Origin of the sequence: Nonomuraea sp. NPDC050478, assembly GCF_044458265.1 — a bacterium.
Taxonomy (GTDB): domain Bacteria; phylum Actinomycetota; class Actinomycetes; order Streptosporangiales; family Streptosporangiaceae; genus Nonomuraea; species Nonomuraea ferruginea.
Genome location: NZ_JBITHT010000002.1, coordinates 741,351 through 767,708, shown reverse-complemented (window position 1 = coordinate 767,708; position 26,358 = coordinate 741,351). Strand labels below are relative to the sequence as shown.

The 26,358-nt window shown below is 71.7% G+C and carries 24 protein-coding genes; 5 read left to right on the top strand and 19 right to left on the bottom strand.

Going from position 1 to position 26,358, the window contains the following annotated elements; all coding sequences use genetic code 11:
* Positions 1-94 precede the first annotated feature (94 nt).
* From ACIBF7_RS11545 to ACIBF7_RS11510, 8 genes are all read right to left on the bottom strand, one after another.
* Positions 95-835, bottom strand: coding sequence for an ABC transporter permease (locus ACIBF7_RS11545; protein WP_271276455.1), 741 nt, complete (start codon positions 833-835; stop codon positions 95-97).
* Complete coding sequence (locus tag ACIBF7_RS11540) at positions 828-1,712, bottom strand: ABC transporter ATP-binding protein (RefSeq protein ID WP_271276454.1); 885 nt, start codon at positions 1,710-1,712, stop codon at positions 828-830. Before ACIBF7_RS11540 ends, ACIBF7_RS11545 begins: the two co-directional genes overlap by 8 nt.
* Positions 1,709-2,032, bottom strand: a complete 324-nt coding sequence (locus ACIBF7_RS11535) for a transcriptional regulator (protein WP_148032469.1) — start codon at positions 2,030-2,032, stop codon at positions 1,709-1,711. Before ACIBF7_RS11535 ends, ACIBF7_RS11540 begins: the two co-directional genes overlap by 4 nt.
* The gene (locus tag ACIBF7_RS11530) at positions 2,029-2,652 is read right to left on the bottom strand and encodes a hypothetical protein (protein WP_148032468.1); all 624 of its coding nucleotides are present in this window, start codon (positions 2,650-2,652) and stop codon (positions 2,029-2,031) included. The genes ACIBF7_RS11535 and ACIBF7_RS11530 overlap by 4 nt, the downstream gene beginning before the upstream one ends.
* An 86-nt stretch (positions 2,653-2,738) precedes the next feature.
* Positions 2,739-4,418, bottom strand: a complete 1,680-nt coding sequence (gene cydC, locus ACIBF7_RS11525; protein WP_397197033.1) for a thiol reductant ABC exporter subunit CydC — start codon at positions 4,416-4,418, stop codon at positions 2,739-2,741.
* A complete protein-coding gene (gene cydD, locus ACIBF7_RS11520; protein WP_148032467.1) occupies positions 4,415-6,163 on the bottom strand; it encodes a thiol reductant ABC exporter subunit CydD in 1,749 nt (582 codons plus the stop codon). Before cydD ends, cydC begins: the two co-directional genes overlap by 4 nt.
* A 7-nt stretch (positions 6,164-6,170) precedes the next feature.
* Entirely contained in the window at positions 6,171-6,935 is a 765-nt protein-coding gene (locus ACIBF7_RS11515; RefSeq protein WP_148032466.1) for a cytochrome d ubiquinol oxidase subunit II, read from the bottom strand.
* A gap of 10 nt (positions 6,936-6,945) precedes the next feature.
* Entirely contained in the window at positions 6,946-8,112 is a 1,167-nt protein-coding gene (locus tag ACIBF7_RS11510) for a cytochrome ubiquinol oxidase subunit I (RefSeq protein ID WP_148032465.1), read from the bottom strand.
* An 87-nt stretch (positions 8,113-8,199) separates the two neighbouring features.
* Here ACIBF7_RS11510 and ACIBF7_RS11505 point away from each other — a divergent pair, with 87 nt between their 5' ends.
* Positions 8,200-8,544, top strand: a complete 345-nt coding sequence (locus tag ACIBF7_RS11505) for a PadR family transcriptional regulator (RefSeq protein WP_148032464.1) — start codon at positions 8,200-8,202, stop codon at positions 8,542-8,544.
* On the opposite strand, the gene ACIBF7_RS11500 is transcribed toward ACIBF7_RS11505, so the two are convergent.
* Together ACIBF7_RS11500 and ACIBF7_RS11495 are read right to left on the bottom strand one after the other, a co-directional pair.
* Positions 8,522-9,181 (bottom strand): permease prefix domain 1-containing protein, encoded by a 660-nt coding sequence (locus ACIBF7_RS11500; protein WP_148032463.1) that lies wholly within the window; start codon positions 9,179-9,181, stop codon positions 8,522-8,524. The genes ACIBF7_RS11505 and ACIBF7_RS11500 overlap by 23 nt on opposite strands.
* A gap of 64 nt (positions 9,182-9,245) precedes the next feature.
* Positions 9,246-10,295: a pentapeptide repeat-containing protein gene (locus ACIBF7_RS11495; protein WP_219544538.1), complete on the bottom strand. Its 1,050-nt coding sequence runs from the start codon at positions 10,293-10,295 to the stop codon at positions 9,246-9,248.
* A gap of 106 nt (positions 10,296-10,401) precedes the next feature.
* Between ACIBF7_RS11495 and ACIBF7_RS11490 the strand changes: the two genes are divergently transcribed.
* Complete coding sequence (locus ACIBF7_RS11490) at positions 10,402-12,093, top strand: ExeM/NucH family extracellular endonuclease (RefSeq protein ID WP_397197032.1); 1,692 nt, start codon at positions 10,402-10,404, stop codon at positions 12,091-12,093.
* 138 nt (positions 12,094-12,231) lie between these two features.
* Complete coding sequence (gene trxA / locus ACIBF7_RS11485) at positions 12,232-12,606, top strand: thioredoxin (protein WP_148032460.1); 375 nt, start codon at positions 12,232-12,234, stop codon at positions 12,604-12,606.
* A gap of 54 nt (positions 12,607-12,660) precedes the next feature.
* Here trxA and ACIBF7_RS11480 read toward each other — a convergent pair whose 3' ends face one another.
* Positions 12,661-13,428, bottom strand: a complete 768-nt coding sequence (locus tag ACIBF7_RS11480; RefSeq protein ID WP_397197031.1) for an SAM-dependent methyltransferase — start codon at positions 13,426-13,428, stop codon at positions 12,661-12,663.
* A gap of 91 nt (positions 13,429-13,519) precedes the next feature.
* Positions 13,520-14,854 carry a class II 3-deoxy-7-phosphoheptulonate synthase gene (locus ACIBF7_RS11475; RefSeq protein ID WP_246639746.1) on the bottom strand — a complete coding sequence of 445 codons (1,335 nt, stop codon included), beginning with the start codon at positions 14,852-14,854 and terminating at the stop codon, positions 13,520-13,522.
* A gap of 154 nt (positions 14,855-15,008) precedes the next feature.
* Between ACIBF7_RS11475 and ACIBF7_RS11470 the strand changes: the two genes are divergently transcribed.
* The gene (locus ACIBF7_RS11470) at positions 15,009-15,764 is read left to right on the top strand and encodes an anti-sigma factor domain-containing protein (protein ID WP_397197030.1); all 756 of its coding nucleotides are present in this window, start codon (positions 15,009-15,011) and stop codon (positions 15,762-15,764) included.
* Between the two features lie 94 nt (positions 15,765-15,858).
* Positions 15,859-18,114, top strand: a complete 2,256-nt coding sequence (locus ACIBF7_RS11465) for a M64 family metallopeptidase (RefSeq protein WP_397197029.1) — start codon at positions 15,859-15,861, stop codon at positions 18,112-18,114.
* Here the strand turns inward: ACIBF7_RS11465 and ACIBF7_RS11460 are convergent.
* From ACIBF7_RS11460 to ACIBF7_RS11430, 7 genes are all read right to left on the bottom strand, one after another.
* Complete coding sequence (locus ACIBF7_RS11460; RefSeq protein WP_148032453.1) at positions 18,058-19,095, bottom strand: phosphotransferase family protein; 1,038 nt, start codon at positions 19,093-19,095, stop codon at positions 18,058-18,060. The genes ACIBF7_RS11465 and ACIBF7_RS11460 overlap by 57 nt on opposite strands.
* Positions 19,096-19,157: 62 nt before the next feature.
* Positions 19,158-20,156 (bottom strand): LacI family DNA-binding transcriptional regulator, encoded by a 999-nt coding sequence (locus ACIBF7_RS11455; protein WP_148032452.1) that lies wholly within the window; start codon positions 20,154-20,156, stop codon positions 19,158-19,160.
* Entirely contained in the window at positions 20,137-21,546 is a 1,410-nt protein-coding gene (locus ACIBF7_RS11450; protein WP_148032451.1) for a GH1 family beta-glucosidase, read from the bottom strand. Before ACIBF7_RS11450 ends, ACIBF7_RS11455 begins: the two co-directional genes overlap by 20 nt.
* A complete protein-coding gene (locus tag ACIBF7_RS11445; protein ID WP_148032450.1) occupies positions 21,543-22,394 on the bottom strand; it encodes a carbohydrate ABC transporter permease in 852 nt (283 codons plus the stop codon). Before ACIBF7_RS11445 ends, ACIBF7_RS11450 begins: the two co-directional genes overlap by 4 nt.
* Positions 22,391-23,347: a carbohydrate ABC transporter permease gene (locus tag ACIBF7_RS11440; protein WP_148032449.1), complete on the bottom strand. Its 957-nt coding sequence runs from the start codon at positions 23,345-23,347 to the stop codon at positions 22,391-22,393. The genes ACIBF7_RS11445 and ACIBF7_RS11440 overlap by 4 nt, the downstream gene beginning before the upstream one ends.
* Positions 23,348-23,416: 69 nt before the next feature.
* The gene (locus ACIBF7_RS11435; RefSeq protein WP_219544545.1) at positions 23,417-24,745 is read right to left on the bottom strand and encodes an ABC transporter substrate-binding protein; all 1,329 of its coding nucleotides are present in this window, start codon (positions 24,743-24,745) and stop codon (positions 23,417-23,419) included.
* Between the two features lie 270 nt (positions 24,746-25,015).
* Entirely contained in the window at positions 25,016-26,260 is a 1,245-nt protein-coding gene (locus ACIBF7_RS11430; protein WP_148032447.1) for an RNA polymerase sigma factor, read from the bottom strand.
* Positions 26,261-26,358: the final 98 nt, after the last annotated feature.

The window sequence follows — 26,358 nt, the reverse complement described above, 5'->3', positions numbered from 1 at the left end:
ACCCCCACACGGACGGGTGTGCCGTCGAGATCGCTGCGGACTCGGCGGCACACCCCCTTCCGTTCACCTTGAGTCACCTTGAGACCCCGGCCGATCAGGTGAACCGGCGGCCCTCGTCACGCCGGTAGGCCCACGCGGCGGCGGCCCCGGCCACCACGGTCCACCCGGCCAGCACCACCAGCGCGAGAGTGTCCGGGGCGGCTCCGGTGCCGGCCCACCAGACCAGCTCGCCGCCGCCCCGGCTCGGCACGTACGGGGAGATCGCGGTCAGGAACTCGGGCATGACCTGCGGCGGCAGCATCAGCCCGCCCACGATCGCGAACGGGAAGAACAGGATCTGCGACACCGCGATCGCCGCCTTCGACGGCAGCACCAGCCCGAGGAACAGCCCGATGAGCATGAACGGCAGCGACCCGGCCAGCGCCGCGCCCACGATCGCGGCCAGCCGCGCCGGGGCGAGGTCGGCCTCGGTGAACAGCCCCGCCACCAGGATGACGGGGAACGTCGAGACCACCATGAGCGCCGTCGTGGTGAGGATCCGCCCGGCGAAGTGCGGGAACGGCCCCGCGGGGAGCGTGCGCAGGTAGGGGTTGAACGGCTGCTCGCGGTCCATCGCCACCGAGATCGACAGCCCCATCAGCGCCGCCGACATGGCGCCCACCAGCATCATCGAGCCCATCGACAGGGTCGAGGCCACCGGGTCGTCGCCGACGAACGGCACCGCGAACGCCAGCATCGCGATGGCCGGGAACAGCCCGCTGGCCAGCAGGCCGATCGGCACCCGGATCTGCTCGATGACCTGATAGCGGGTGTGGGCCAGGACGAGGCTAGGCATGGGCGTGCTCCTTCGCGGCGGTGATGGTCAGGAAGGCCTCCTCCAGGGAGGTGGGCCTGATCTCCAGGCCCGAGAACGGCGTGCCGCTGCGCACCAGCTCGACCACGAGCCGGTCGGGGTCGGGGGTCACCAGGTGGACCCGGCCGCCCTCGCGCTGGACGCCGGCCACGCCGGGCAGCTCCGGCAGCTCGCCCGCGTCGAACGAGACCCGCCGCGCGCCGACCACGTCACGCACGGCCGCCACGGTGTCGTCGGCGAGCACGCGGCCGTGGCCGACGACCACCACCCGCTCCGCCAGCGCCTCGATCTCCTCCAGGTAGTGGCTGGTCAGCAGGATGGTGCCGCCGCCCTCGTGGAAGGCCCTGATGCCGTCCCACAGCGTACGCCTGGCCTCGACGTCCAGCCCGGTGGTCGGCTCGTCCAGGAACACCAGTCTCGGGTCGCCGGCGAACGCCAGCGCCACGGCCAGCCGCCGCTTCTGGCCGCCGGACAGGCCGCCGATCTGCCGCTTGACCAGCTCGCCCAGGCCGAACCTGTCCAGCAGCTCGGCCTTGGCCACCGGCTTCGGGAAGTGGGAGGAGACGAAGTCCACGACCTCGCCCACCCGCAGCACCTCGGGCAGCCCGGTCTCCTGCGGGGTGACGCCGATGCCGCGCCGCACAGCCGGGTCGGACGGCGAGCCGCCGAGCAGCTCGACCGTGCCGGAAGTGGGCCGGCGCAGCCCCACGAACAGGTTCATCAGCGTGGACTTGCCCGCGCCGTTGGGGCCCAGCAGGCCCACCAGCTCGCCGGCCCGGATCTCGACGGAGACCCGGTCGAGCGCGACCACGTCGCCGTAGCGCCGGGTGGCCTCGACCGTTCTGGCGAGGACTGTCATGGATTTCCTCCTGCGGAGTCCAGTAGGGAACGGATGGCCTTGGTGTAGTCCTCGAGCGCGAGCCGCCCCCGCGTGGTCATCGAGACGTAGGTGACGGGGGTGCGGCCCCTGTGGGTCTTGGTGATGCGCACGTAGCCCGCTTCTTCGAGCTTGGTCAGATGGACGGAAAGGTTGCCCGCGGTCATGCCGAGCAGGTCCTTGAGTGAGGGGAAGGCGATCTCGTCGCCCTCGCCGAGGGCACTGAGCGTGACCATCACGCGCAGCCTGGCCTGGGCGTGGATGACCGGGTCGAGCTCGGGCGCGGCGTCGCCGGAGGTCATGCGCGCCGCCGCAGCAGGATCCCGGTGACGATCTGGCCGCCGCCGAGGAGGACCGCGGTGAGCAGCGCGTGCCAGCCCGGCCCCAGGATGACGCCCAGGCCGTTGACGGCGGCGACCCACACCCCCATGAAGAACATCGGCCACTGCGTGTAGAGGGCGCCGCAGGCCATGTAGAGCACGGCCACCACGAGCAGCGACACGCCCGACCACATCAGGCCCCTCTCCTCAGGGGGCAGCATGGAGCTGAACCGGATGTTGATCACGGTCATCAGCACCATGCCGACGAACCAGGCGTAGCCATACATCATGCCCTTGGCCGAGCTCTCACCGCGGATGGCGGAGCTCAACCTGACGAGCCCGGTCGCCATGAACGCGCCCGCCACCAGCTGCGCGGCGAGGAGGATGCCCAGCGCGAGCTGCCAGGTGATGGGCGCGTAGGGCACGCCGTGCAGCCCGTAGTGCAGGAAGAACGCCCCGAAACCGAGCAGCCAGGCGACGCCCCACGGCGTGTAGAGCAGCAGCGGGTCGCCGTTCAGCGCCTTCACTGCGGCGGCGCGCTGCCGCTCGATCAGCCGGAGCGTCTCCTCGGGGGAGGAGGCCCGCTCGCCGTCGTCTGTCATCGCAAACTCCTCGGAACACCAAACTGGTTTGTACTGTAAACCAGTTTGCCATGCCCGTACAACGGGCGGCGGGCCCGCGGAGTTCCCTAACGCCGGGTGAGCACCTCCGACTCCCACAGATCCCGGTAGTAGCCGGGCCGGGAGACTAGGTCGTCGTGGGCGCCGCGCTGGATCACGCGGCCGTCCTCCAGCACCACGATCTCGTCCACCTGCTCCAGCCCCTTGAGGCGGTGGGTGACGAGCAGCGTGGTCCGGTCGTGCGTGACGTCGAGCAGGTCGGCCATCAGCTCGTCGGCCGTCTCCTCGTCCAGCGCCTCGGCCGGCTCGTCCAGCAGCAGCACGGGCGGGTCGAACAGCAGCGCCCTGGCCAGCGCCAGCCGCTGGAGCTGGCCGCCGGACACGGTGCTGCCGTCCTCGCCCAGCTCGGCGTCCCAGCCGGTGCGCTCCACCCAGTGCTCCAGCCGCGCGTCCCGCACGGCCCGCGCGAGCCGCTCGTCGTCGGCCTCCGGGCCCGCCAGGCGCAGGTTGTCGCGGAGCGAGGTACGGAAGAGGTACGGGTCCTGCGTGAGGCCGGTCATCATGGCCCGCACGTCGTCGGAGTCCAGGTCGGCGATGTCCACACCGTTGATCCTGATATTTCCGGACTCGGGCTCGACGAGCCGCATGAGCGCCGCCAGGATCGTGCTCTTCCCCGCGCCGCTCGGCCCCACCAGCGCCACCCGCCTGCCCGGGGCCAGCGTGAGCGACACCCCGTCCACGGCCGGCCTGCCGCCGGGCGCGTGCCGTACCACGAGATCCTCGACCTCGACCGTCAGCGGCGGCGACGGGGGAGCGGCGGGCGTGGCCGGCTCCGTGACGGCCGGGGAGGCGGAGCGGACCTCGCGCAGGCGGCGCAGCGCCGCCGCGATGCCCGCGTACCGCTCGCCGGCGGCGGCCAGCGGCAGCACCGGCTCGAACGCCACCAGCGCCGTCAGCGCGAGCACGGCCGTGCCGACCGTCCCCACGCCGCCCGCCTGCGCGACCAGCACGATCGCGACCACGGTCAGCACCTGCACCAGCGTGCCGCCGGCCAGGGCGGTGGCGTGCACCCGGGCCTGGCGGCGCTCCAGCCGGCCCAGCGCGTCGCCCGCCTCCCCGGCGTCCCGCAACGCCCGGTCCCCGGCCCCGTACGCGGACAGGTCGGCCGCGCCGTGCACCAGGTCGGCGACCCGGCCGGCCAGCTCGGCCCGCGCCGGCGCCATCCGCGCCGACCAGCGGCGCGCCGCGGCGGCGGTGGCCGCCGGCAGCAGCGCCCCGGCCAGCAGCAGCCCGGCCAGCAGGACGAGCGCCGTGACGGGCAGGATCGTCAGGCCGATCACCACCGCGGTGAGGCCCGCGATGGCGGCCGCCGCGGCGGGCAGCAGGCAGCGCACGAGCAGGTCCTGCACCGCGTCGGTGTCGTCGACCATGCGGCTGAGCAGGTCGGCGCCGCCCACCCTGGGCCGCTGCGGCGGGATCAGCGACTCGTACAGCCGCTCCCGCGTGCCGGCCTGCGCCCGCAGGGCCACGTCGTGGCCGGTCAGCCGCTCGGCGTAGCGGAACACGCCGCGCCCGGTGGCGAACGCCCGGGTGGCCACGATCGCCACGCTGAGCGCGGCCAGCGGCGGCTGCTCCGCCGCCCGCGTGATCAGCCAGGCGGCCGCGGCGATCAGCCCGAGGCCCGCGAGATCGGCCGCGGCCCCGGCCAGCACCGCGTACACCAGCCGGGCCCGCATCTGCCCCTTCATCGCTCCACCCGCCCGCTCGTCGGAATCTCGTCGCCGGTCTTCTCCTGCTGAGGCGAGGCCGCGCCGGGACCCGGGGGAGCGAGGGCGGGTTCCGTGCGGGTGGTGTCCGCGACGACGCGGCCCTCGTGGACGCGGATGACCCGGTCGGCCAGCTCGATCATGGCCGGGCGGTGGGCCACGATGACGGCGGTGCGGTCCTTGCTCAGCTCCGCGGTCGCCGCCACCACGGCGGCCTCACTGCGGCCGTCCAGCCGGGCCGTCGGCTCGTCCAGCAGCAGAACCGAGGTCGACGGGCGGCAGAAGGCGCGGGCCAGGGCGATGCGCTGGCGCTGGCCGGCCGAGAGGTTGGCGCCCCGCTCGCCGACCCGGGTCTCGTAGCCGTCGGGCAGCTCCCCGACGAACTCGTCGGCGTAGGCGGCGCGGGCGGCCCGCCGCACCTCGTCCATGGAGGCGGCGGGCGCGCCGAGCCGGATGTTGTCCGCCACCGAGGTGGTGAACAGGTGCGCGCGCTGCGGCACGAACGCCAGCCGGGCCCGCCACGTCTCCAGGTCCAGCGTCCGCAGGTCGGCCCCGTCGACCAGCACCCGGCCCTCCGACGGCGGCACGAAGCCGAGCAGCAGGTTGAGCAGCGTGCTCTTGCCGCTGCCGCTCTCACCCACCAGCGCCACCCGCTCGCCGGGCTCGATGGTGAGCGTGACACCGTCCAGCGCCGGGTCGGCACGGCCGGGATAGCGCACGGTGACGTTCTCCAGCTCGATCCGCGGCCGCCCGGACACGGCCGCGGTGCGTCCCGGGGCCGGCGCGGCGGGGTCGTCCGAGCGGTCCAGGACGGAGAAGGCGGCGTCGGCGGCGGCCACCCCCTCCATCGAGGCGTGGAAGCGCGTGCCCATCGCGCGCAGCGGCAGATAGGCCTCCGGCGCCAGCAGCAGCACCAGCAGCGCCGTGGACAGGTCCAGCGTGCCGCCGAGCAGCCGCAGCCCGATCGGCACCGCCACCAGCGCCAGCGACAGCGACGCGCACAGCTCCAGCACCAGCGACGACAGGAAGGCGACCCGGAGCGTGCGCATGGTGGCCGAGCGGTGCGCGCCGGCCACCTCCCGGATCACCGTCGCCTGGTAGCGGGCCCGGCCGAAGGCGCGCAGCGTGGGCAGGCCGCGCACCACGTCCAGGAAGTGGCCGCCGAGCCGGGTCAGCGCCCGGTACTGCCGCTCGGTGACGGCTTTGGTGGTCATGCCCACCAGCGCCCCGAAGATCGGGATCAGCGGCAGCGTGACCAGCACGATGACGGCGCTGGCCAGGTCGGCGGCGAACAACCGGACCAGCACCGCCAGCGGCACCACCGCGGCCACCGCGATCGACGGCAGGTAGCCGGTCAGGTAGTCGTCCAGCCCGTCCAGGCCGCGCCCGGTGAGCGTGACCAGCTCCCCGGAGCGGTGACCGGCCAGCCGGACGGGGCCGAGCTCGCGGAACCTGGCCAGCAGGCGGTGCCGCAGCGCCGACTTGACGCCGGTGGCGGTGCGCCCGGCGAAGACGCCCTGCGTCCAGGCCAGCAGCGCCCGCAGCGCCACCACGCCGGCCACGGCCGCCAGCGCGACCGCGGTGAACCTGCCGGACAGCACCCCGGCCAGCAGCTCCGCCTGCACGAGGACGAGCAGCCCGGCCGCCATCGCGGCCGCGAACGTGACGGCCAGATGACGCAGGACCGGCTGCTCTCCCCGGATCAGGCGGAGTAGATCCTTGTGCACGGGCGCCTCAGAAGAAGGATGGGTTCAGGTCGGCGCCCTTGCCGGGACGGAAAGTGCGCCATATCCATACTTGCGCGCCCACCATGATGGGTGCGAACGGCAGGACCATGAGACTGAGCACATTCAGCGTGGCCGCCGGCGCGCTGTGCTCCAGCATGTAGGACATCCCCCCGCCGAGCAGGGCGAGCGCCGGCGTCGCGGCCAGCGCCCCCGACGCCAGCAGGGCCCGGCCGGTACGCGCCGGTCCGGCGAACCCGGGCAGCCGCCAGCCCAGGAACACGCGGCCGTGCCAGGCGAACAGCAGGGTCACCGCCGCGCCGAGCAGCAGCCCCAGCGGGTGCATGAGCGGCCCGTCGAAGCCGGTGGCCGCCGCGTAGATCACCAGCCCCCAGCCGAACGACAGCCAGAGCGAGCCCAGCACGATCATCAGGTCCCAGAACGCCCGCCACCGGGCACCGCCGATCCTGCGCCGGAACCACAGCCCGGCGTCCCGCACGATCCACGCCAGCAGCATGGCCACCACCAGCGGGTAGATCGCGGGCAGCAACTCGCCCTCCAGCAGCGGGTAGACGCCGAACAGCGTCCCGGCGACGGCGACCAGCCACACCTCGTTCGCGAGCACGTACGGCCCGATCGCGGCGACCATGCGGTCCCGGTCGTCGCGGTTCCTGCCGAGGACCGGCAGCAGCAGCCCGACCCCGAGGTCGAAGCCTTCCAGCGCGAAGTAGCCGGCCAGCAGCAGGGCGAAGACGGCGAACCAGATCAGCTCCATCGGGGCACTCCTAGTGGCTCAGCGCGGGCGAGCGCTGTTCGGTGGCGGTGGCGCCGAGGGCGAGGTCGCGCGGTCCGCGCCTGACCACCCGGGCGATGAGCACGTAGTCGACGACGGCCAGCAGCCCCAGCACGGCCACGAACCCGGTGAGCGAGGCGGTGACCATGCCGGTCGTGAGCCCCGGCGTCATGGCGTCGGCCACGGTCAGCTTCTCCCAGATCATCCACGGCTGCCGCCCCAGCTCCCTGGCCAGCCAGCCGAGGATGGCCAGCACGAACGGCACCGGCGTCAGCGCCATCAGCAGGGGATGCGCCCACCGCCAGCGCGGCAGCTTCCTGATCAGCGGCAGCATGAAGAGCAGCACCACCATGGACAGCAGGTTGCCGCCCTCCATCATCAGCCCCAGCGGCACCGCGGCGGCCGGGTTGTCGTCGAACTTGCCGTCCTGGATCCCGCCGAACTGGGCGTAGCCGTACGCCACGGTCAGCGTGATGCCGACGGCCGCCGCCACGATCCCCGTCTTCATCGACCTGGTGAAGAACTCCTGCTCGTGAGTACGCCGCCGCAACTGGTAGGCGCTGGCCCCGACGAGCACCATCGCCCCGGTGAACAGCCCGGCGCCCAGCACGTGCGGCAGCGCGAACACCAGCGTCTTGTTGGTGAACAGCGCGCCGGCGTCCACCAGGGCCAGCCGGTCGCCCGCGTCCACCGCTCCGGCCGGGTTCTGCAGGAACGAGTTGGCCACCATGATGAAGAACGCGCTGGCGTACGCGGTCGCGGTGACCGCCCAGATGCAGGCCACGTGCGCCCACTTCGGCAGCCGCCCCCAGCCGAAGATCCACAGCCCCAGGAACGTCGACTCCAGGAAGAACGCCACCAGCGTCTCCATGGCCAGCGGCGCCCCGAACACGTCGCCCGCGTAGTGGGACAGACCGCTCCAGGACAGGCCGAACTGGAACTCCATCACCAGGCCGGTGACGATGCCCAGGGCGTAGTTGATGACGTAGATCTGCCCCCAGAAGCGGGTCATCCGCTCGAACAGCGGCCTGCCGGTGCGCGCCCACCGGGTGTTCATGATCGCCACCAGCGGCGCCAGCCCGAGCGTGAGCACGACGAACAGGAAGTGCAGGCTCCCCGTCAGGGCGAACTGTAAGCGGGCCAGATCGAGTGCGTCCATCTCTCCACTCCGTCGTTGTGCCTGTCTACATATAGACAGCCTACATGTAGACTGCCTACATGCGAGACGGTGCTTAGGATCGTTGCCATGAACCCCGACGCGCTGCGCGGCCACATGGACGCTCTGCTGCTCTCCGTGCTGGAGCGGGAGCCGCTGCACGGCTACGCCATCATCGAGGCCCTGCAGGAGCGGAGCGGGGGAGCGCTCAACGTGCCGACCGGCACCGTCTACCCGGCGCTGCGCAGGCTGGAGCGCACCGGCCACCTGGTGAGCGAGTGGGCGACGGTGGGCGGGCGCAGGCGGCGCACCTACCGGCTCACCGACTCCGGCAGGAAGCAGCTGGAGGGGGAGCGGTCGGCCTGGCAGGCGTTCACCAGCGCCATCGGGAGCGTGCTGGGGCCCGGGGAGGTCAGGCCCTCCGGGTCAGCCTGACGCACCGGGTCGCGCAGTAGAGCTGCAGCCCGGCGCAGGCGTAGGTCATCAGGTTGGCGAGGACGACGGGAAGGGAGAGCCCCATGCTCGCCGACACGTACGAGCCCTGCGAGAGCACCAGGCCGAGCAGCGAGGTCAGCGGCAGCATCAGCCAGACCGCCAGGCCGAGCGAGCGCGTCACCAGCCGCGCCTTCGGGATCCAGCGGGCGCCCCGGCCCAGCGCCAGCAGCGCGAGCCCGCCGTACAGGCCGGTGGCGAGCTGGATGACGTCGAGCAGCCGGGAAGCGGGCATGAACCAGCTCGGCCGGCTCTCCCACACGACCGGATCGGCGGGGGCGAAGTTCCAGACCAGGCCCCACGCCAGCACGGTCGCCGGCACGCTGACGAACAGCAGCAGCCCCAGCCTGCGCCCCGCAGAGGCGGTCAGCTCCTCCTGGTAGCCCGGCGCCACCTCCTGGACCGGCCCGAACTCCTCGACCGCCCGCCGCTCCGCGTCGGCCCGGCGCAGCCCCTCGGCCTCGTAGGCCTCGGCGCAGTCGACCAGACTGTCGCGCGCCTCGACGACCATGTCATGTTTCGGCCCGTACGGACCCGACAGGGACCGGCGCAGCTCGGTCACGTAGTCGTCGATGAGCATGGACTCAAGTCTACGAAGCGGCACCCCGGGCCCCCATCGGGGATCTCCCTGATATGCGGTCACGCTAGCCGTGCTGCGCCGGCGCGCGGCGGCGGGAGAACCAGCGCAGCATGGGCAGGCGCATGCTCACCCGCATGCCGCGCGGGGTGAGCGCGAACGTGCACTCCTTCAGCCGCACCCCCGCCGGGTGCGCCAGCCCGGTGAAGAGGCAGGCCGACAGGTCGAGCCCCGTCAGGGCCAGGCTGGCCGCGTCCACCTCGCGCAGCGACGTCAGCGTGGACGTGCCGCCCCCGGTGACCGTCGCGGGGCCGCGCAGGACCGCGCCCTCCAGGTCGGCCTGCGAGTCGGTCAGCCGCACCGTCGTGGCCCCCGCCACCACCAGCCGCCGCAGGTCGACCCCGCACCCGCGGACGGCCAGGTCCAGGGTGCCGCCCGCCTGCGCCCGCGTGGCCGAGAACCTGCCGGTGGCCGACAGGTAGGCGTCGGCGGCGAAGCGCACCGAGTCGAACCCGGCGCTGCCGCTCACCTTGCGGAACGAGAGCGTGCGGCCGAACCGGGCGCCGCGGAAGTGCGCCGCCTCGCCCATCCGGGCCCCGTCGAAGGTCGCGTACCCCTCGAACCTGGCGGCCTCGCAGGACAGCCCGTGCTCGAACACCGCCTGGCTGAACAGCGCGTCCCTGGTCATCACCGCCCCGTCGAGCGAGGCGTGCCCGCGCACCGTCACCCCGTGGAACGACAGCTCCCTGGCGAACCTGGCGCTCGCCAGCGACACGTTGCCCTCGAAGCGGGCGCCGAAGAACGACGCGAGCCGCTCGAACCGGGCGCCGTCGAGCGACACGTCGCCCGTGAACGTCACCCCCGCCAGCCGCACGTCGCCGGTGAAGCGGGCGCGGTCGAGCCGGGCGCGACCGGGCCGGCCGAGGGTGGCCTCCACGACCCTGCCCAGCAGGTCGCCGCTGAGCGTCGTGCCGCGCAGGTCGAGCAGCCGGCCGGGAGCCATGCCCGCCAGCACGGCGGAGACCTGGTCGGGGGAGAGGTGGGCGAGGCAGAGGCCGTACGGCCGGCGGGCGATCCCTGTGCAGGCCGCCGATTGCGCGCAGGTGACCCAGTCCATGCCCTGCTCATACCCGGTGGGCCGCACTGTCAAGGTTCGGCGATGGAAGCTTGAGGTCACATCTCTGTAGACACCTGTCACGGACCCTGGCTCTAGAGTGCGGCTTATGCATGCTTTACCCCGGGCTTCCTGGGCCGCGATCACCGCGGCCGCACTCACCGCCGGCCTCCTGTCGGCCCCCGCCGCCGCGACGCCCGCCGGCCCCTGCGACACCCCGCCCGACCGGGAGATCGCCGAGGTCCAGGGCAGCGGCGCCGCCACCCCGCTCGCCGGGCAGACCGTCCGCGTCGAGGGCGTGGTCACCGCCGACTTCCAGCGCACCGACCAGCTCAGCGGCTTCTTCCTGCAGGACCCGACGCCGGACGCCGATCCGGCCACCTCCGACGCGCTGTTCGCCTTCGCCCGCGAGTCCTTCAAGGATGTCAAGGTCGGCGACCGCGTGCTCGTCACCGGCCGGGCGATCGAGTTCAACGGCTGGACCGAGCTGTCGCCCGTCACCGCCGTCGACGTGTGCGGCACCGGCTCCATCGCGCCACAGCGCCACCGGCTGCCCAGCGCCGACCTGGAGCCGGTGGAGAACATGCTGCTCACCTTCCCCCAGCGGCTCACCGTCAACGACAACTACAACCTGGGCCGCTTCGGCGAGGTCACGCTGTCCTCCGGCGGCAGGCTCTACCAGCCGACCGACCGGCCGGGCGTGACCGCCGACGACAACGCCCGCCGCTCCCTGCTCGTCGACGACGGCTCCAACCAGCAGAACCCGGCCACGCTGCCGCCCGTCGTGCGCGCCGGGGACAGCGCCGCCGGCATCACCGGCGTGCTCGGCTACGGCTTCGACCGCTACCGGCTGCAGCCCACCGAGCCGATCCGCTACCAGAGCACCAACCCGCGCCTGCCCCGGCCGTTCCCGGTGATCGGCAACGTCACGGTGGCCTCCTTCAACACGCTCAACTGGTTCACCACGATCGGCTCGCGCGGCGCGAGCACCGCCGAGGAGCAGCAGCGCCAGCTCGCCAAGCTCGTCTCCGCGCTCAAGGGACTCAACGCCGACGCCGTCGGCCTCATGGAGGTCGAGAACAACGGCCAGACCGCCCTGCAGGCCCTGGTCGACGCGGTCAACGCCGAGATGGGCGCGGGCACGTACGCGGCGCTCACCCACCCCTACCCGGGCACCGACGCGATCCAGGTCGGGCTCATCTACAAGCCGGGCAAGCTGACCCCGGTGGGTCAGGCCCGCTCATCAGAGGACCCGGTGTTCAGCCGCCCGCCGCTCGTCCAGAGCTTCCGCCGCAAGCACGGCGGCCAGCCGTTCACGATGGTGGTCAACCACCTCAAGTCCAAGGGCTCCTGCCCTGACAGCGGGCCCGACGCCGACCAGGGCGACGGCCAGGGCTGCTGGAACCCCACCCGGGTGGCGCAGGCACAGGCGCTGCTCGGCCTCATCGAGGACCTGCCGGCCCCGCTGGTGCTCGGCGACCTCAACGCCTACGGCGAGGAGGACCCGATCGAGACCCTCGAAGCGGGCGGCCTCACCAGCCTCACCAAACGGTACGTGCCCGCCCCGCTGCGCTACAGCTACCTCTTCGACGGGCTGGCCGGCGAGCTCGACCACATGATGGCGAGCAAGCAGCTGCTCAGGCGCGTCACCAGCGCGGCCATCTGGCACGTCAACGCGGACGAGCCGCGCATCCGCGACTACAACACCGAGTTCAACCCGCCGCACCTCTACCGGCCGGACGCCTACCGGTCCTCCGACCACGACCCCCTGGTCGTCGGCCTCACCCTGCCCGGCCGCTGACCCGCGCCCGTCCCCGTGCCCGTCCCCTGGCCGGGCCGCGTGCGCGCGGCCCGGCCCGGAGCATGGAATGCTGGTGAAGGGTACGTGGTTGTCACGGAGACAATCACCGGAAGCGGACCGACGTCAGAGGAGCCACTTGTGGCGACCATCGAAGTAACCGAGACCAACTTCAACGACATCGCCGACAAGGGGATCGTCCTGCTCGACTTCTGGGCGGAGTGGTGCGGTCCTTGCAAGATGTTCGGCCCGATCTTTGAGAAGGCCTCCGAGAAGCACGAGGACATCACGTTCGGCAAGATCGACACCGACCAGGAGCAGGCGCTCGCGCAGGGCTTCGAGATCAGGTCGATCCCGACCCTGATGGCCATCCGCGACGGCATCGTGGTCTTCGCGCAGCCCGGCGCCATTCCCGCGCCGGCCCTCGACGACCTGATCCGTCAGGTGCGCGCGCTCGACATGGACGAGATCAGGGCGGAGCTCGACAAGGAGCTCAAGAACGCCCAGAAGAACTGACCCACTCCGGCACGGCCCCGCCCTCGGGCGGGGCCGCCGTGCTTTCCGTGCTTTCTAGGCCTTGCGGCCGACGCCCGCGTATCCCGGGCTGCGCCGTCCCGAGGCGGCCAGCTCGTCGTCCGGGCGCCAGTCCTTCGGGTCCACCAGGCCGGGCTCCAGCAGCTCGTAGCCCTCGAAGAAGCGCAGGATCTCCTCGTGCGTGCGCAGGTTGAGCGCCGCCGTGGACTGCTTGTAGACCTCGAGCGCCTGCGGCGTGAGATCGGTGTTGTCGTCGATCGCGTGGCTGATCACCAGGTGGCTGCCGGGCACACTGACCTCGCGCAGCCGGGCGATGAGCCCGAACGCCTCCTCGTCCGACAGGAAGTGGAGGATCGTCAGCATCATGAACGCGACCGGCCGGTCGAAATCGATCAAGGGCTTGAGCTGCTCCAGCAGCTCATCCGGCTTGCGCGCGTCACCCTGGAGGAAGTCGACGTCGTCGCCGCGCGCCAGCAGCGCCCGGCCGTGCGTGCACACCACCGGGTCGTTGTCGACGTACACCACCCGCGAGCCCACCGCGATCTCGTGCGTGTTGCCCTGGGTCGGCAACCCCGCCCCCAGGTCCACGATCTGGTCGACACCGTTATCGGTCACCAGGCGTACGGCCCTGCGCAGGAAACCACGGTTGACCGCGGCCGAGGTCTTGGTGTTGGGGAACAGCTTCAGGATGCGCTCGGCCGCCTCCCGATCCGCCGCGAAGTTGTCCTTGCCGTCGAGGTAGTAGTCGTACATCCTCGCGACGTTGGGCACGTTCGGATCGACGCCATCTGGAGCTCTGTCCACCACATCTCCCAATATTCCCGGCCTTTAGCCGCTGATCATAGAAGATGTTCCGGGCCACCGCTCGGCGATGGCCCGGAAAGGTGAGAGTTACTCAGCCGCGGTACAGCTCGGCCACCCGGAAGGCCAGATCGAGCGACTGGCTCCGGTTGAGCCGCGGGTCGCAGGCCGTCTCGTAGCGGGTCGCCAGGTCGCCCTCGGCGATCTCGTGGCCGCCGCCGACGCACTCGGTCACGTCGTCGCCGGTGAACTCGATGTGGATGCCGCCGGGGTGCGTGCCGAGCGCGCGGTGCACCTCGAAGAACCCGGCCACCTCGTCGAGCACGTTGTCGAAGCGCCGGGTCTTGTGGCCGCTCGGCGCCTCGAAGGTGTTGCCGTGCATCGGGTCGCACACCCAGGCCACCTGCGCGCCCGCGGCCGTGACCTCCTTGACCAGCGGCGGCAGATGCTCGCGGATCTTGGACGCGCCCATCCGCGTGACGAACGTGAGCCGCCCCGGCACGTTGTCCGGGTTGAGCTTCTCCACCAGCGCCAGCGCGTCCTCAGGAGAGGTGGACGGGCCCAGCTTGACGCCGATCGGGTTGCGGATCCTGGAGAAGAACTCCACGTGCGCGCCGTCGAGCTGGCGGGTGCGCTCGCCGATCCAGACCATGTGCGCCGACACGTCGTAGGGCAGGCCCGTGCGCGAGTCGATGCGGGTGAGCGCTTGGTCGTAGTCGAGGATCAGCGCCTCGTGGGAGGAGTAGAACTCCACCGACTGGAACTCCTCCGGCTCGGCCCCGCAGGCCCGCATGAAGGCCAGCGCCTGGTCGATCTCGCGGGCCAGCCGCTCGTAGCGCTGACCGGCCGGCGACCCGGCCACGAAGTCCTGGTTCCAGGCGTGCACCTGGCGCAGGTCGGCGTAGCCGCCCTTGGTGAACGCCCGGGCGAGGTTGAGCGTCACCGCCGAGGAGTGGTAGGCCTTGAGCAGCCGCCACGGGTCGGGCCTGCGCGACTCGGGGGTGAAGTCGAACCCGTTGACCATGTCGCCCCGGTAGGCGGGCAGCTCCACGCCGTCGCGCACTTCGGTGCCCTTGGACCGCGGCTTGGCGAACTGGCCGGCGAGCCGGCCGATCTTGACCACCGGCACCTTGCCCGCGTAGGTGAGCACGATCGCCATCTGCAGCAGCGTCTTGAGCTTGTTGCGCACGTTGTCGGCCGTGGCGCCGGCGAACGTCTCGGCGCAGTCGCCGCCCTGCAGGACGAACGCCTCGCCCCGGGTGACGGCCGCCAGCTCCTCCTTGAGCTGGTCACACTCTCCCGCGAAGACGAGCGGGGGCAGGCCGCCGAGCTCGGCGACGACCTTCTCGAGCTCGTCGCGCTCAGGCCAGTCAGGCTGCTGGGCCGCGGACAGGGCTCGCCAGGAATCGAGATTCAGCGAATTGCTCAATGCGCTCACGAGATACGAGGGTATTCCACCGGATCCCTCTGGCCGACCTCCATGTCCACGTTGTGAGAAGGCGGTCAAAGCTTGACGGCATCCATGAGCGCCGAGCGCCCGAATCACCGGTTGTGAGCCGCCTCTCACCACCTCGGGAGTGGACATGGACGACGAACTCCACGCCCTGTCCGGCGCCTACGCCGCGCACGCGCTGCCGCCGGCCGACGTGGCGTCGTTCGAGAAGCACCTGTCGAGCTGCCGCACCTGCCCGTCCGAGGTGAGCCGCCTCCGGGAGACGGCCGCCCGCCTGGCCCTCGCCGTCGCCGCCCCGCCGCCCGCCTCCCTGCGCTCCCGCGTCCTGACCGCCGCCCACCGGCGGCACGACACGGTCCGCCCGGCGGCGGACCGGACTCCGCGTGCCGATGTCCTTCCCCCGCGGCGCGGGTGGCGGGCCAAGGCGGTGGCGGGGCTCGCCGCCGTGTCCGCGGCCGCCGCCGTCGCGCTCGGCGTGGTCGCCTTCGACGCCCGCCGCGACCTGGGCGACCTGCGGGCCGGGCACGGCGCGCTGGTCACGGAGGTGGCCGCCGTCCTGGCCGCCCCGGACGCCCGTACGGTACGGCACCGCATCGCCTCGGGCGGCACCGGCGTCGCCGTCGTCTCCCGCGAGCGGGGACGGATACTGTTCACTTCATCGGGAATGCCGGAGTTGCCGCCGTCCAAGGTCTACGCTCTGTGGCTGATGAACCCGGACGGCGTCCGCCCGGCCGGGCTGCTCGACCGGGGGGAGGACGGCCTCACCGCACCCGTCGTCGCCGACCTCCGCGACGACGTCCGCCTCGGACTCACCGTCGAGCCCGCGGGCGGCTCCGACCGGCCGACCACCCGCCCCATCCTGTTCGCCGAGCTTCCCGCGGCCTGAGCCGGACCGTCGCCCAGGCCGCGGGGAACCCCAGCCCGAGTTGTGACCATGAAAGGTGAAGACGAGACGCGTTTTCTGGCGGATAGTGCGGTGCATGCGGATCTTAGCGGTGCTGGTGATGATGCTCGCCGCCGCCGTCCTGGGCGTGTCCCCGGCCGGAGGAGTGCTCGCCGACGCGGCGGAGCCGGGCGCGGCGACCGTGGTGCCCGTCCAGGTGACGGGCGCGCCGGAGAAGCGGTTCAACCTGATCGTCATGGGAGACGGCTACACCGGGGCGGAACAGGAGAAGTTCCGCCAGGACGTGGACCGCCACCTCAACGTGATGTGGTCCATCGAGCCGTTCAAGTCTTACCGGAACTACCTGAACGTCTACCGGATCGACATCGTCTCCGGCGAGTCCGGCATCAGCTGCGACCCCGGCCTGTCCTCGCCGCGCAGGACCACCCCGCTCAGCATGGGATTCTGGGGCCGCTGCAACCCCGGCAGCGTCCAGCGCCTCATCACCATGGACAACACCGCCGCCACCCGCTACGCGAACCTGGTCACCGGCACCTCCTCCGCCAACCGCCAGATCCTCGCCCTGGGCAACAGCGGCACGTACGGGGGAGCGGGCGGCGCGTACGCGACCGCCTCCGGCAGCAACGCCATGTCCGCCCTGATCAGCCCGCACGAGCTGGGCCACTCGCTGGGCGGGCTGCAGGACGAGTACGACTACTACCAGCGCGGTGTCCCCGGCGGCCCATACACCGGCCGGGAGCCGGACTCGGCCCATCACACGCTGCTGACCGAGCGGGAGATGCTCGACCGGCGCGCGAAGTGGTGGCGCTGGCTGGGCGAGCCCAGCGAGTCGGGCGGCCCGATCGCCCGCTACGAGGGCGGCCTGTACGCGGGCACCGGCGTGTGGCGGCCCAGCGCCCACTCGATCATGAAGAGCCTCGGCTATTACTTCGACCAGGTCGGCCGCGAGGTCATGACCGAGCGGATCACCGCCAAGACCATGGTCATCCAGGACGCCACGCCCACCGGCGCCCCGGTCGGCGCCGACCGGGTGCTCTGGGCCGAGCCGATGCGCCCCGTCAGCCACGGCCTGGTCACCACCTGGACGGTCGACGGCGAGGAACTGGACGGCGACCGCGACACCCTCGACCTGCGCACCCTCGGCCTGGCCCCCGGCACGCACACCGTCACCGCCACGGTCACCGACCCGACGGACTTCGTCCGCGACCCCGCCGTCCGCGATTCCATGACGCGCACCCGTACCTGGACCGTGGACACCTCGCTCACCACCCCGCCGGACGGCGTCGAGCCGGGGTTCGTCTCCTCCACCCCGGTGCACCGGCCGGTCGGCAGGGACGAGGTCGTGTACGTGGAGACCACCCACCCGGTCGCGACCGTGCCCGAGGTCACCTGGCGGCTCGACGGCGAGCGCGTCGGCGGCTCCGGCGCCGACCTCGACCTGGGCGCGCTCGCCCTGAGCGCCGGCGCCCACGAGCTGACCGCCTCGCTCGGCGGCGACACCCTCACCTGGACGGTCGACGCCACCCCGCCCACCACCGCCTACGAGCTGTCGGAGCCGCTGGCCTGGGCGGGCGACACCTACGTCTACAACGGCCCGTTCACCATGCGGCTCACCGGCGCCGACGACCGCGACGGCCACGTGGTGCCGGAGTCACGGGTGGACGGAGACGGCTGGTTCAACTACTTCGGTTGGCCCACCTCATCCGAGCTGCCGTGGACGTTCAGCGAGGACGGCACCGTCATCGACCACCTCGTCTTCGGCAAGCTGCCGCGCGGCCGGCACACGGTCGAGTACCGCTCGATCGACGCGGCCGGCAACCACGGCGAGCCGGGGGAGTTCACCGTCACCACGATCGCGCCGCCGCCCGCCTGCACCCGCACGATCACCGGCGAGCACCGCGGGCCGCTGGCCGTCACCGGCGGCGTCACCTGCCTGGACGGCGCCCGCGTGACCGGCCCGGTCGTCGTCGGGCGCGGCGCGTCCCTCGTGGTCACCGGCGGGCGCGTCACCGGCACGCTCACCGCGTCGGAGGCCGCCGCCGTGCACCTGCTCGGCGCCCGCCTGGACGGCGCGTTCAGCGCCGACCGCACCGGCTCGCTGCACATCGTCTCCGCCGACGTGCGCGGCGCCGTGCTGCTCACCGGGAACGACGCGCCGGTCCTGTCGGGCAGCACCGTCAGGGGCGCGCTCGCCTGCACCGGCAACACGCCCGCGCCCGCCGACCTGGGCGTGCCCAACGCGCTGCGCGGCGCGGGCGCCGGGCAGTGCCGCGAGCTACGCGACGGTGCCGGGGGCGAGAGGTACGAGGCGGTCCAGCACCTCGGCGAGTGAGGCCGTGGCCTGGTCGCGCACGCGGGCGTACTCGGCCTCCGGATACTGCCGGGGGCCGTTCTCCACCAGCAGGATCAGGTAGAGGTACGCCCGGTACAGGTCGAGCCGTACGCGCGCGGCCGGGGTGAGCTCGAACGGGGTCACCTCGCGGTAGCCCGCCACCAGCGGGTCGTCCTCACGCAGCTCGGCGAAGATCGTCGGGGTGATGAACTCGGCCAGCGGGTCGCCCCAGAACGCCCGCTCGTGGTCGATGATCGCCTGGATGCGGGGCGGCCCCGACAGGTCCAGGAACACGTTGCCCGGCCAGATGTCGAAGTGGACCAGGTGGGGCGTGGTCACCTCGTCGAGCGCGGGCGCGGCCGCCGCCAGCAGCGCGCGGATGCGCGGCACCGGCGCGGGCAGCGCCGTCGGGTAGCGGACGGTGTCGCCGAGCAGCGCGTCGACCATGGCGAGGTACGCCTCGCGCCAGGTCGAGCCGGTGATGCCGGCGTGCGGGTAGCCGAACACCGGGCCGGTTACCGCGTTCAGCCGGGCCAGGAGGCGGCCCAGCTCGCGGCGGAGCCTCGCCTCGTCCTCGGGCGTGACCTTCGGAGAGCCCTCGCCCAGGGCGCCGTCGCCCCGTGAGACGTGGTTCCAGGAGACGCCGTCGAGCGCCGCCAGCATGAGGTAGTCGCCGCCCAGCACCGGGTCGTCGAACCCGGCCCGCAGCAGCGCCGCCACCGGCACGCCCGCCGCCGCGGCCAGCTCGCAGGCCGCCGCCTCCGTCCGCAGCAGATCGCGCTCGTAGCTCAGCTGGTCGAGCTCCGGCGGCGGCGACAGCTTGCAGACCACGTCGCGGCCGTCGTCCAGGCGCAGCCGCCACACCGCGTTCGCGAAGCCGTCGGTCAGCTCGGCGTGATCGAGCACGCCCGCGCCGAGCGCCCTGCGGGCCAGCGCGTCGAGCTCCTGCCGCGATAAGCGGCGCTTGGTCCTGCTGTCCACCCGCGCCCTCCTCAGACCGGCCCTCGCCGTACCAAGCTCATCCGCGCTACTCGCGCCGCGCCTCAGGCCGACTCGCGCCGCACCAGGTGGGTGTCGAGGATCACGACCGGCTGGCGCAGCTCCTCGCCGTTGATGCGGGCCACCAGCAGCAGCGCCATCTGGCGGCCCATCGCCTCCGTCGGCTGGTGGACGGTCGTCAGCGGCGGGTCGGCGTGCAGGGCGGCCTTCGAGTCGTCGAACCCGATCACCGCCACGTCGCCGGGGATCGCCCGGCCCGCCGCCTTCAGCACCCGGACCGCGCCCAGCGCCATCGGGTCGGAGGCGGCGAACACCGCGTCGAGGTCGGGATGGGCGGCCAGCAGCTCGGCCATCGCCGCCTCCCCGCTCTCCTCGGAGAAGTCGCCGTACGCGACCAGCTCGGGAAAGCCGGAAGGCAGCAGCGCGTCGCGGTAACCCGCCAGCCGGTCGACGCCCACGCCCATGTCCTGCGAGCCGGCGATGGCGGCGATGCGGGTGCGGCCGAGGCCCAGCAGGTGTTTGACCGCCTGCCGGGCCCCTGCCCTGTTGTCCATGTCGACGTAGCTGTAGGGGGACAGGCCGACGGGGCGGCCGCCCAGCACGGTCGGCACGCCCATCGCCTCCAGCCTGCCCGGCAGCGGGTCGGCGCCGTGCAGTGACAGGAGCAGCACGCCGTCGACGTGCTGCCCCGTCAGGTAGTGCTGCAGCCTGGCGTGCTCCTGGGGGGTGCGCGCCATGGCCAGCAGGAGTTGCAGGCCGGTCTCCGACAGCGCCGAGCCGATGCCCCGGATGGTGCCGGCGAAGTAGGGCTCGTCGAAGAGCCGGCCTTCGGACTCGGAGACGACCAGCGCGACGGTGTCGGTGCGGCGGGTCACCAGGGTGCGGGCCGCCCGGTTGGGGACGTAGCCCAGCTCCTGGATCGCCGCCTGCACCGCGTCGCGCGCTCGCTGGCTCACATTGGGGGAGCCGTTGATGACTCTCGACACCGTGCCTCGGCCGACCCCGGCCCGGGCGGCGACTGCCTCAAGAGTCGGTCGGTTCATGGTTCCTATTCTGCCGGATGATCTCGGCATACCATGTCGCGCTGTCCTTGGGCAGCCGCTCCTGCGTCTCGTAGTCGACCCGGACGATGCCGAAGCGCTTGCCGTAGCCCCAGGCCCACTCGAAGTTGTCCATGAGCGACCAGGCGAAATAGCCCTCCAGCGGCACTCCGGCGTCGATCGCCTCGCGGCAGGCGCCCAGGTGGGCCTCGAAGTAGGCCCGCCGCTCCTCGTCGCGCACCCGGCCGTCGGCCAGGACGTCCTCGAACGCGGCGCCGTTCTCCGAGACGACCAGCGGGATCCGCGGGTAGTCGCGGGCCACCCTGGCGAGCACCTCCACCAGGCCGTCCTCGTCGATCTCCCAGCCCATCGCGGTGACCGGGCGGCCGCCGTTCACGAACGAGACGTGCTCGCTGCCCACCCAGGGCGAGGCCGAGTCGGTCGGCGCGGCCGCCGCCGAGGCCCGGCCGCCCGGCGCCCCGGACACCGTGAACCGGCTGTAGTAGTTGACCAGCAGCACGTCGATCGGCGCGTTGATGGTCTTCAGGTCGCCGTCCTCGATGAAGGCCAGGTCCATCCGCAGGTCGTCGAGGACGTCCTGCGGATAGCGGCCGGTCAGCAGCGCGTCGAGGAAGAACCGGTTCTGCAGCCCGTCGATGCGACGTGCCGCGTCCTGGTCCGCCTCGCTGGCCGTGGCCGGGGTGATCGCGTAGAGGTTCACGCAACCTCCCACCCGGCGCGCGCCCATGGCCTGGACCCCTAGTCCATGGGCGAGGTTCAAGTGGTGCGCGGCCCGGATGGCGTTCTCGGGCTCGCGGCGTCCCGGAGCATGCTCACCCGAGGCGTATCCGAGGAAGGCCGCGCACCACGGCTCATTGACGGTGCTCCACGTGTGCACCCTGTCGTGCAGCGCTTCGTGCACGATCGCCGCGTAGTCGGCGAAGCGCAGCGCCGTGTCCCTGGCCGGCCAGCCGCCTCTGTCCTCCAGGGCCTGCGGCAGGTCCCAGTGGTAGAGCGTCAGCCACGGGTCGATCCCGTGCGACAGCAGCTCGTCGACCAGGCGCTTGTAGAAGTCCAGCCCCTTCTGGTTGACGGCCCCGGATCCGTCCGGCTGCACGCGCGGCCAGGACACCGAGAAGCGGTAGGCGCTCAGACCCAGATCCGCCATGATCCGTACGTCGTCGCGGTAGCGGTTGTAGTGGTCGATGGCGACGTCCGCGTGTTCGCCGCCCACCACCCTGCCCGGCGTCTTGGTGAACGTGTCCCAGATCGACGTGCCGCGGCCGTCCGCCGTCACCGCGCCCTCGATCTGATAGGCCGAGGTTGCCGCGCCCCACGCGAACCCGGTAGGGAATCGCAGCTCGGAGCGGGTCTGTTCCTCCTGAGTCGTCACGCCTTGACCGCACCTTCCATCAGGCCGCCCACGATCTGACGGCCGAACAGTACGAAAACTACGAAGAGAGGGAGTACCGAGGCGGCGGTGCCGGTGAACAGCATCACGTAGTCGGTGCCGTGGGCCTGGTTCAGCGCCGCGATCGAGGTCTGCACCACCGGGTTCTCCGGCAGCAGCACGATGAGCGGCCACATGAACTCGTTCCACGTCTGCATGAACACCAGCAGCGCGAGCACCGCCATGCCCGGCCGGAGCGCGGGCAGGATGACCTTGCGATAGATGCCCAGTGTTGACGCCCCGTCGACCCTGGCCGCCTCGACCAGCTCGTCCGGCACCGCCTGGGAGGCGTACTGGGTCATCATGAACACGCCGAACCCGTTGACCAGGAACGGCAGGATCACCGCCTGGAGCTGGCCGGTCCAGCCGAGCGTCACCATGAGCTCGTACAACGGCACGATGCCCATCTGCTGCAGCGGCACCATCATGGTGACCAGGATCAGCCCGAGCAGGATCTTGGAGCCGCGGAAGCGCAGCTTGGAGAAGGCGAAGCCGGCCAGGGTGGAGATGAACACCACCGACACGGTCACCGTCGTCGCCACGATCGCCGAGTTGATGAGGCCGGTGAGGAAGTAGGCGTCCTCGGTGGCGAGCAGCCGCTCGACGTTCTCGCCCAGATGGCCGCCCGGCAGCATCGGCGGCGGGGTGTCGAGCGCGTCGTCGTTGGTCCGCGTCGCCATGATGAACATGTAGTAGACGGGATAGGCCGACAGCAGCAGCGCCAGGGCGAGCACGACCTTAGTGAGAGCCCCCGCGTCCCACAGCCGGTTGACCGGTTGCCTGGTGGTCATCGTGCACCCCCGATGCGGCGCGTGAACCAGTAGTTGATCATGGTGCCGAAGAGGATCAGCACGAACAGCAGCCAGGCGGCGGCCGAGGCGTAGCCGATCTCGAACCCGCCGCGGAAGGCGGCCTCGACGATGAACATCGCCACGGTCTGGTACTGGCCGGTGGTGCCGCCGGTCATCATCTGCTCGCCCTCGAACATCACCGGCTCGGTGAACAGCGTCAGGCCGCCGATGGTGGAGATGAAGACGACGAACACGATGGTCGGCCGCAGCATCGGCAGCGTGATCTGCCAGAACTGCCGGCGCGCCGAGGCGCCGTCGATGGCGGCGGCCTCGTACAGGTCCTTGGGGATCGTCTGCATGGCGGCGAGCAGGATGATCGCGTTGTAGCCGGTCCACCGCCAGTCGACCATGGTGGCGATGGCGATCCAGGCGGACCACTTCTCGTTCTGCCAGGCGATCGGCTCGATGCCGGCGAACCCGAGTATCCAGTTGAACAGGCCGTAGTCACGGCTGTAGAGCTGGCTGAAGACGACCGCCACCGCGACCACCGAGGTGACCATCGGCAGCAGCACGCCCAGGCGCAGCAGCAGCCTGCCGCGCAGGCGCTTGTTCAGCGCGTTGGCCAGCACCAGGGCCATGATGATCTGCGGCACGGTGGCCAGCACGAACATGCCGACCGTGTTGAACACCGCGTTCCAGAACTCCGCGTCGGCGATCAGTTCGGCGTAGTTCGCGAGGCCGGCGAACTCCCGCTTGCCGGCCAGCTCGGCGTCGTGCAGCGACAGCCAGAGGGTGTAGAGAAGAGGGAAGACGCCGAAGACGGCGAACAGCAGGAAGTAGGGCGAGACCAGGAGGTAGGGCATGCCCCTGAGGTCGAAGCGCCCGGCCCGCCTGCTCGGCCTCGCCCGCCTGGGCGACGCGTGCCGGGGCGGCGGCGCGAGTTGGAGAGTCATGGAAGCCTTTCGAGCCAGATCGGGAGTGGCGCCCGCCCGGAGCGGGCGCCACCCGGTCCAGTGGGAGCGTCAGCCCGCTGCCTTGACGCCCGCCTCGACGAACTTCGTCCAGGCCTCGTCGTAACCCACCGCGCCCTGGTCCATGCCCTCCAGCACCTTCTCCACCGAGGTCTTCACCTGGGCGTGCTTCTCACCCAGGAAGACCGGCTGCAGGTCCTTGACCGAGGCCGAGAAGATCTCGCCGGTCGGCACGTCGTTGAAGTACTCGTTCTTGAGGCCCGCGACCTCGGGGTCCTGCTGGGCGGGGATGGAGCTCGGGAAGGCGCCCGCCTCCTTGAAGGCCGCGATGTGGCCGTCCTTGCCCGTCAGGTAGTTGAGCACCTCGGCGGCTTCCTTCGGGTGCTTGGTCTGCTTGGGGACGGCCAGCCACGAGCCGCCCCAGTTGCCCGTGCCGCCCGGCACCGCGGCGACGTCCCAGTTGCCCTTGTTCTCCTCGCCGGCCGCGCCGGAGATCACGCCGAGCATCCACGACGGGCAGCCCATGGTGGCGAAGTCGCCGCCCTTGATGGCCTTGTTCCACGGCGGGGTGAACGCCTGGAGCTTGGCCGTCAGGCCCTGCTGGCTGAACTTCTGCACCCAGTCGAAGGAGGTCTTGACGGCCGGGTTCGTCTCCAGGACGAGGTTGTTCTCCTTGTCGAAGTACGAGACGTTGCCGTTCTTCGGCGCCTCCTGCGACAGGATCACGTTGTAGATGGTGTTCGGGCCGTCCATCCACTTCGCGCCGGTGTCGGCGGCCGAGAACTTCTTGCCGGCCTCGAGGTAGGCGTCCCAGGTCGGCCAGAGCTTGGCGACCTCCTCACGGTCGGTCGGCAGCCCGGCCTTCTCGAACAGGTCCTTGCGGTAGCACATGGTCATGCCGCCGATGTCGGTGCCCAGCGCGAACAGCTTGCCCTCGGCGTTGACGCCCGTCTCCCACTTGGCCGCGGGGAAGTCGGCCTTGCGGTCCTGCAGGCCGTACTCGCCCAGGTCGGTGAAGAACTGCGGGCGGGCGGCCATCAGGCCCATCGCGCCCTCGTCGATGCCGACGATGTCGCCGGCGCCGCTGCCGGCCTGCAGGCGCTGGAGCAGCTGGGGCAGATAGACGTCTTCGAACCTGTCGGTCAGGTTCGAGTACTTGACCTGGATGTTCGGGTGCTCGGCGTTCCACTTCTTCACGGCCTCGTCGTAGCCGAAGTTCTCGCCGCCGCCGAAGGTGTGCACGTTGATGGTGACGGGCTCCGCCGGCGTGCTCGCATCGGCTGAGGGGGCCGGAGCCTCACCGCCACCACAGGCGGCGGTCATCGCGGCCAGGGCCGTGACCAGGACTCCGGTTACTGCAAAGCGCTTGTGGTTCGTCATACCGTACCCCTCTTGGGTGTGGATCTTGGGAGGTGCATCGCGACAGTCCCGCGATTGGAGTGTCTTTGGGAGCGCTCCCACAAAGAGTGCCCGTAGCGCGTCCAGGCGTCAACGTCCCGAAACTCAACCGTTACCTCTGGGGTATTTTGTGACCCTAGAAGTAGCCGTACGGGGATATATCGCCCAAAGCGCTACTTGGGAGCGCTCCCATCCCACGGGCACCGTTTCTCCCGCACACCGGCACAAAAGCGCACCAGAACCAGAGGCGTCTCACCGGCAGGCCGCGGCCCGCGCCTCCATGAGAACGCGTTCGCGCTCGTTGCGGGTCAGCGCGGCCGCGCGCTCGAACTCGGCGCGGGCCTCGCCGAGCCGGCCCAGTTTGAACAGCAGGTCGCCGCGTACGCCCGGCAGCAGGTGGTAGTCCCGCATGGCCGGCTCGCCGGCGATCTGGTCGACCAGCTCCAGGCCCACCTCGGGGCCGTACGCCATGGCCAGGGCCACCGCGCGGTTGAGCTCGACCACCGGCGAGCCCGACAGGGCCGCGAGCCGCGCGTACAGGTCGGCGATGCGGACCCAGTCGGTCTCCCCGGGCGTGAACGCGCGGGCGTGGCAGGCCGCGATGGCGGCCTGGAGCGTGTACGGGCCCATGGTGTCTGTCAGTTCCTCGGCCCGCTCCAGCGCGGCCAGGCCGCGGCGGATGAGCAGCCGGTCCCACCGGGCGCGGTTCTGCTCCAGCAGCAGGATCGGCTCGCCGGACGGGCCCAGCCTGGCGGCCGAGCGGGACGCCTGGATCTCCATGAGCGCCACCAGGCCGAACACCTCGGGCTCCTTCGGCATCAGCCCGGCCAGCACCCGGCCCAGGCGCAGCGCGTCCTCGCAGAGGCCGGGCCGCATCCAGTCGTCGCCGGCGGTGGCCGAGTAGCCCTCGTTGAAGATCAGGTAGATGACCTCCAGCACGGACGACAGCCGTCCGGCCAGTTCCTCGCCCGCGGGGACCTCGAACGGCACCTTCCGCGTGGCCAGGGTCCGCTTCGCGCGGACGATCCGCTGCGCCACCGTCGGCTCGGGCGTCAGGAACGCGCGCGCGATCTCGTCGGTGGACAGGCCGCCCAGCACCCGCAGCGTCAGCGCGACCCGGGCCTCGGTGGACAGCACCGGATGGCACGCGGTGAACACCAGCCGCAGCAGGTCGTCCTCGATCTCCTCGGGGCCGGGCGGCTCCTGCCCGGGGTCGTCCTCCAGGGCGCGGCCGATCTCGGCGAGCTTGCGCTCGTAGCGTTCCCTGCGGCGGATCAGGTCGACGCCCCGGCGCTTGGCCACGGTCATCAGCCAGGCGCCCGGATTGCGTGGCACGCCCTCGCGGGGCCACTGCTCCAGCGCCGCGACCAGCGCGTCCTGTGCCAGCTCCTCGGCCAGGCCGACGTCGCGCACCAGCCGGGCCAGCCCGGCGATCAGCCGCGCCGCCTCGATCCGCCACACGGCCTCGATGGCCCCATGCGTCTCCGAAGCTGTCACGGGCCCATCGTATGGTCACCCCGTCCGGGACATGCCCGGCACTCACCTCAGCGCGGGAAGCGAGAAACGCTTTCAAGAAGGAGCGGCGTCCCGGGCAT

Excerpts from the sequence above, each read along its gene's own strand:
- ACIBF7_RS11545 (WP_271276455.1), bottom strand. The coding sequence starts at position 835 with ATGCCTAGCCTCGTCCTGGCCCACACCCGCTATCAGGTCATCGAGCAG.
- ACIBF7_RS11540 (WP_271276454.1), bottom strand. The coding sequence starts at position 1,712 with ATGACAGTCCTCGCCAGAACGGTCGAGGCCACCCGGCGCTACGGCGAC.
- ACIBF7_RS11535 (WP_148032469.1), bottom strand. The coding sequence starts at position 2,032 with ATGACCTCCGGCGACGCCGCGCCCGAGCTCGACCCGGTCATCCACGCC.
- ACIBF7_RS11530 (WP_148032468.1), bottom strand. The coding sequence starts at position 2,652 with ATGACAGACGACGGCGAGCGGGCCTCCTCCCCCGAGGAGACGCTCCGG.
- cydC (WP_397197033.1), bottom strand. The coding sequence starts at position 4,418 with ATGAAGGGGCAGATGCGGGCCCGGCTGGTGTACGCGGTGCTGGCCGGG.
- ACIBF7_RS11515 (WP_148032466.1), bottom strand. The coding sequence starts at position 6,935 with ATGGAGCTGATCTGGTTCGCCGTCTTCGCCCTGCTGCTGGCCGGCTAC.
- ACIBF7_RS11510 (WP_148032465.1), bottom strand. The coding sequence starts at position 8,112 with ATGGACGCACTCGATCTGGCCCGCTTACAGTTCGCCCTGACGGGGAGC.
- ACIBF7_RS11505 (WP_148032464.1), top strand. The coding sequence starts at position 8,200 with ATGAACCCCGACGCGCTGCGCGGCCACATGGACGCTCTGCTGCTCTCC.
- ACIBF7_RS11500 (WP_148032463.1), bottom strand. The coding sequence starts at position 9,181 with ATGCTCATCGACGACTACGTGACCGAGCTGCGCCGGTCCCTGTCGGGT.
- ACIBF7_RS11495 (WP_219544538.1), bottom strand. The coding sequence starts at position 10,295 with ATGGACTGGGTCACCTGCGCGCAATCGGCGGCCTGCACAGGGATCGCC.
- ACIBF7_RS11490 (WP_397197032.1), top strand. The coding sequence starts at position 10,402 with ATGCATGCTTTACCCCGGGCTTCCTGGGCCGCGATCACCGCGGCCGCA.
- ACIBF7_RS11470 (WP_397197030.1), top strand. The coding sequence starts at position 15,009 with ATGGACGACGAACTCCACGCCCTGTCCGGCGCCTACGCCGCGCACGCG.
- ACIBF7_RS11465 (WP_397197029.1), top strand. The coding sequence starts at position 15,859 with ATGCGGATCTTAGCGGTGCTGGTGATGATGCTCGCCGCCGCCGTCCTG.
- ACIBF7_RS11455 (WP_148032452.1), bottom strand. The coding sequence starts at position 20,156 with ATGAACCGACCGACTCTTGAGGCAGTCGCCGCCCGGGCCGGGGTCGGC.
- ACIBF7_RS11445 (WP_148032450.1), bottom strand. The coding sequence starts at position 22,394 with ATGACCACCAGGCAACCGGTCAACCGGCTGTGGGACGCGGGGGCTCTC.
- ACIBF7_RS11440 (WP_148032449.1), bottom strand. The coding sequence starts at position 23,347 with ATGACTCTCCAACTCGCGCCGCCGCCCCGGCACGCGTCGCCCAGGCGG.
- ACIBF7_RS11435 (WP_219544545.1), bottom strand. The coding sequence starts at position 24,745 with ATGACGAACCACAAGCGCTTTGCAGTAACCGGAGTCCTGGTCACGGCC.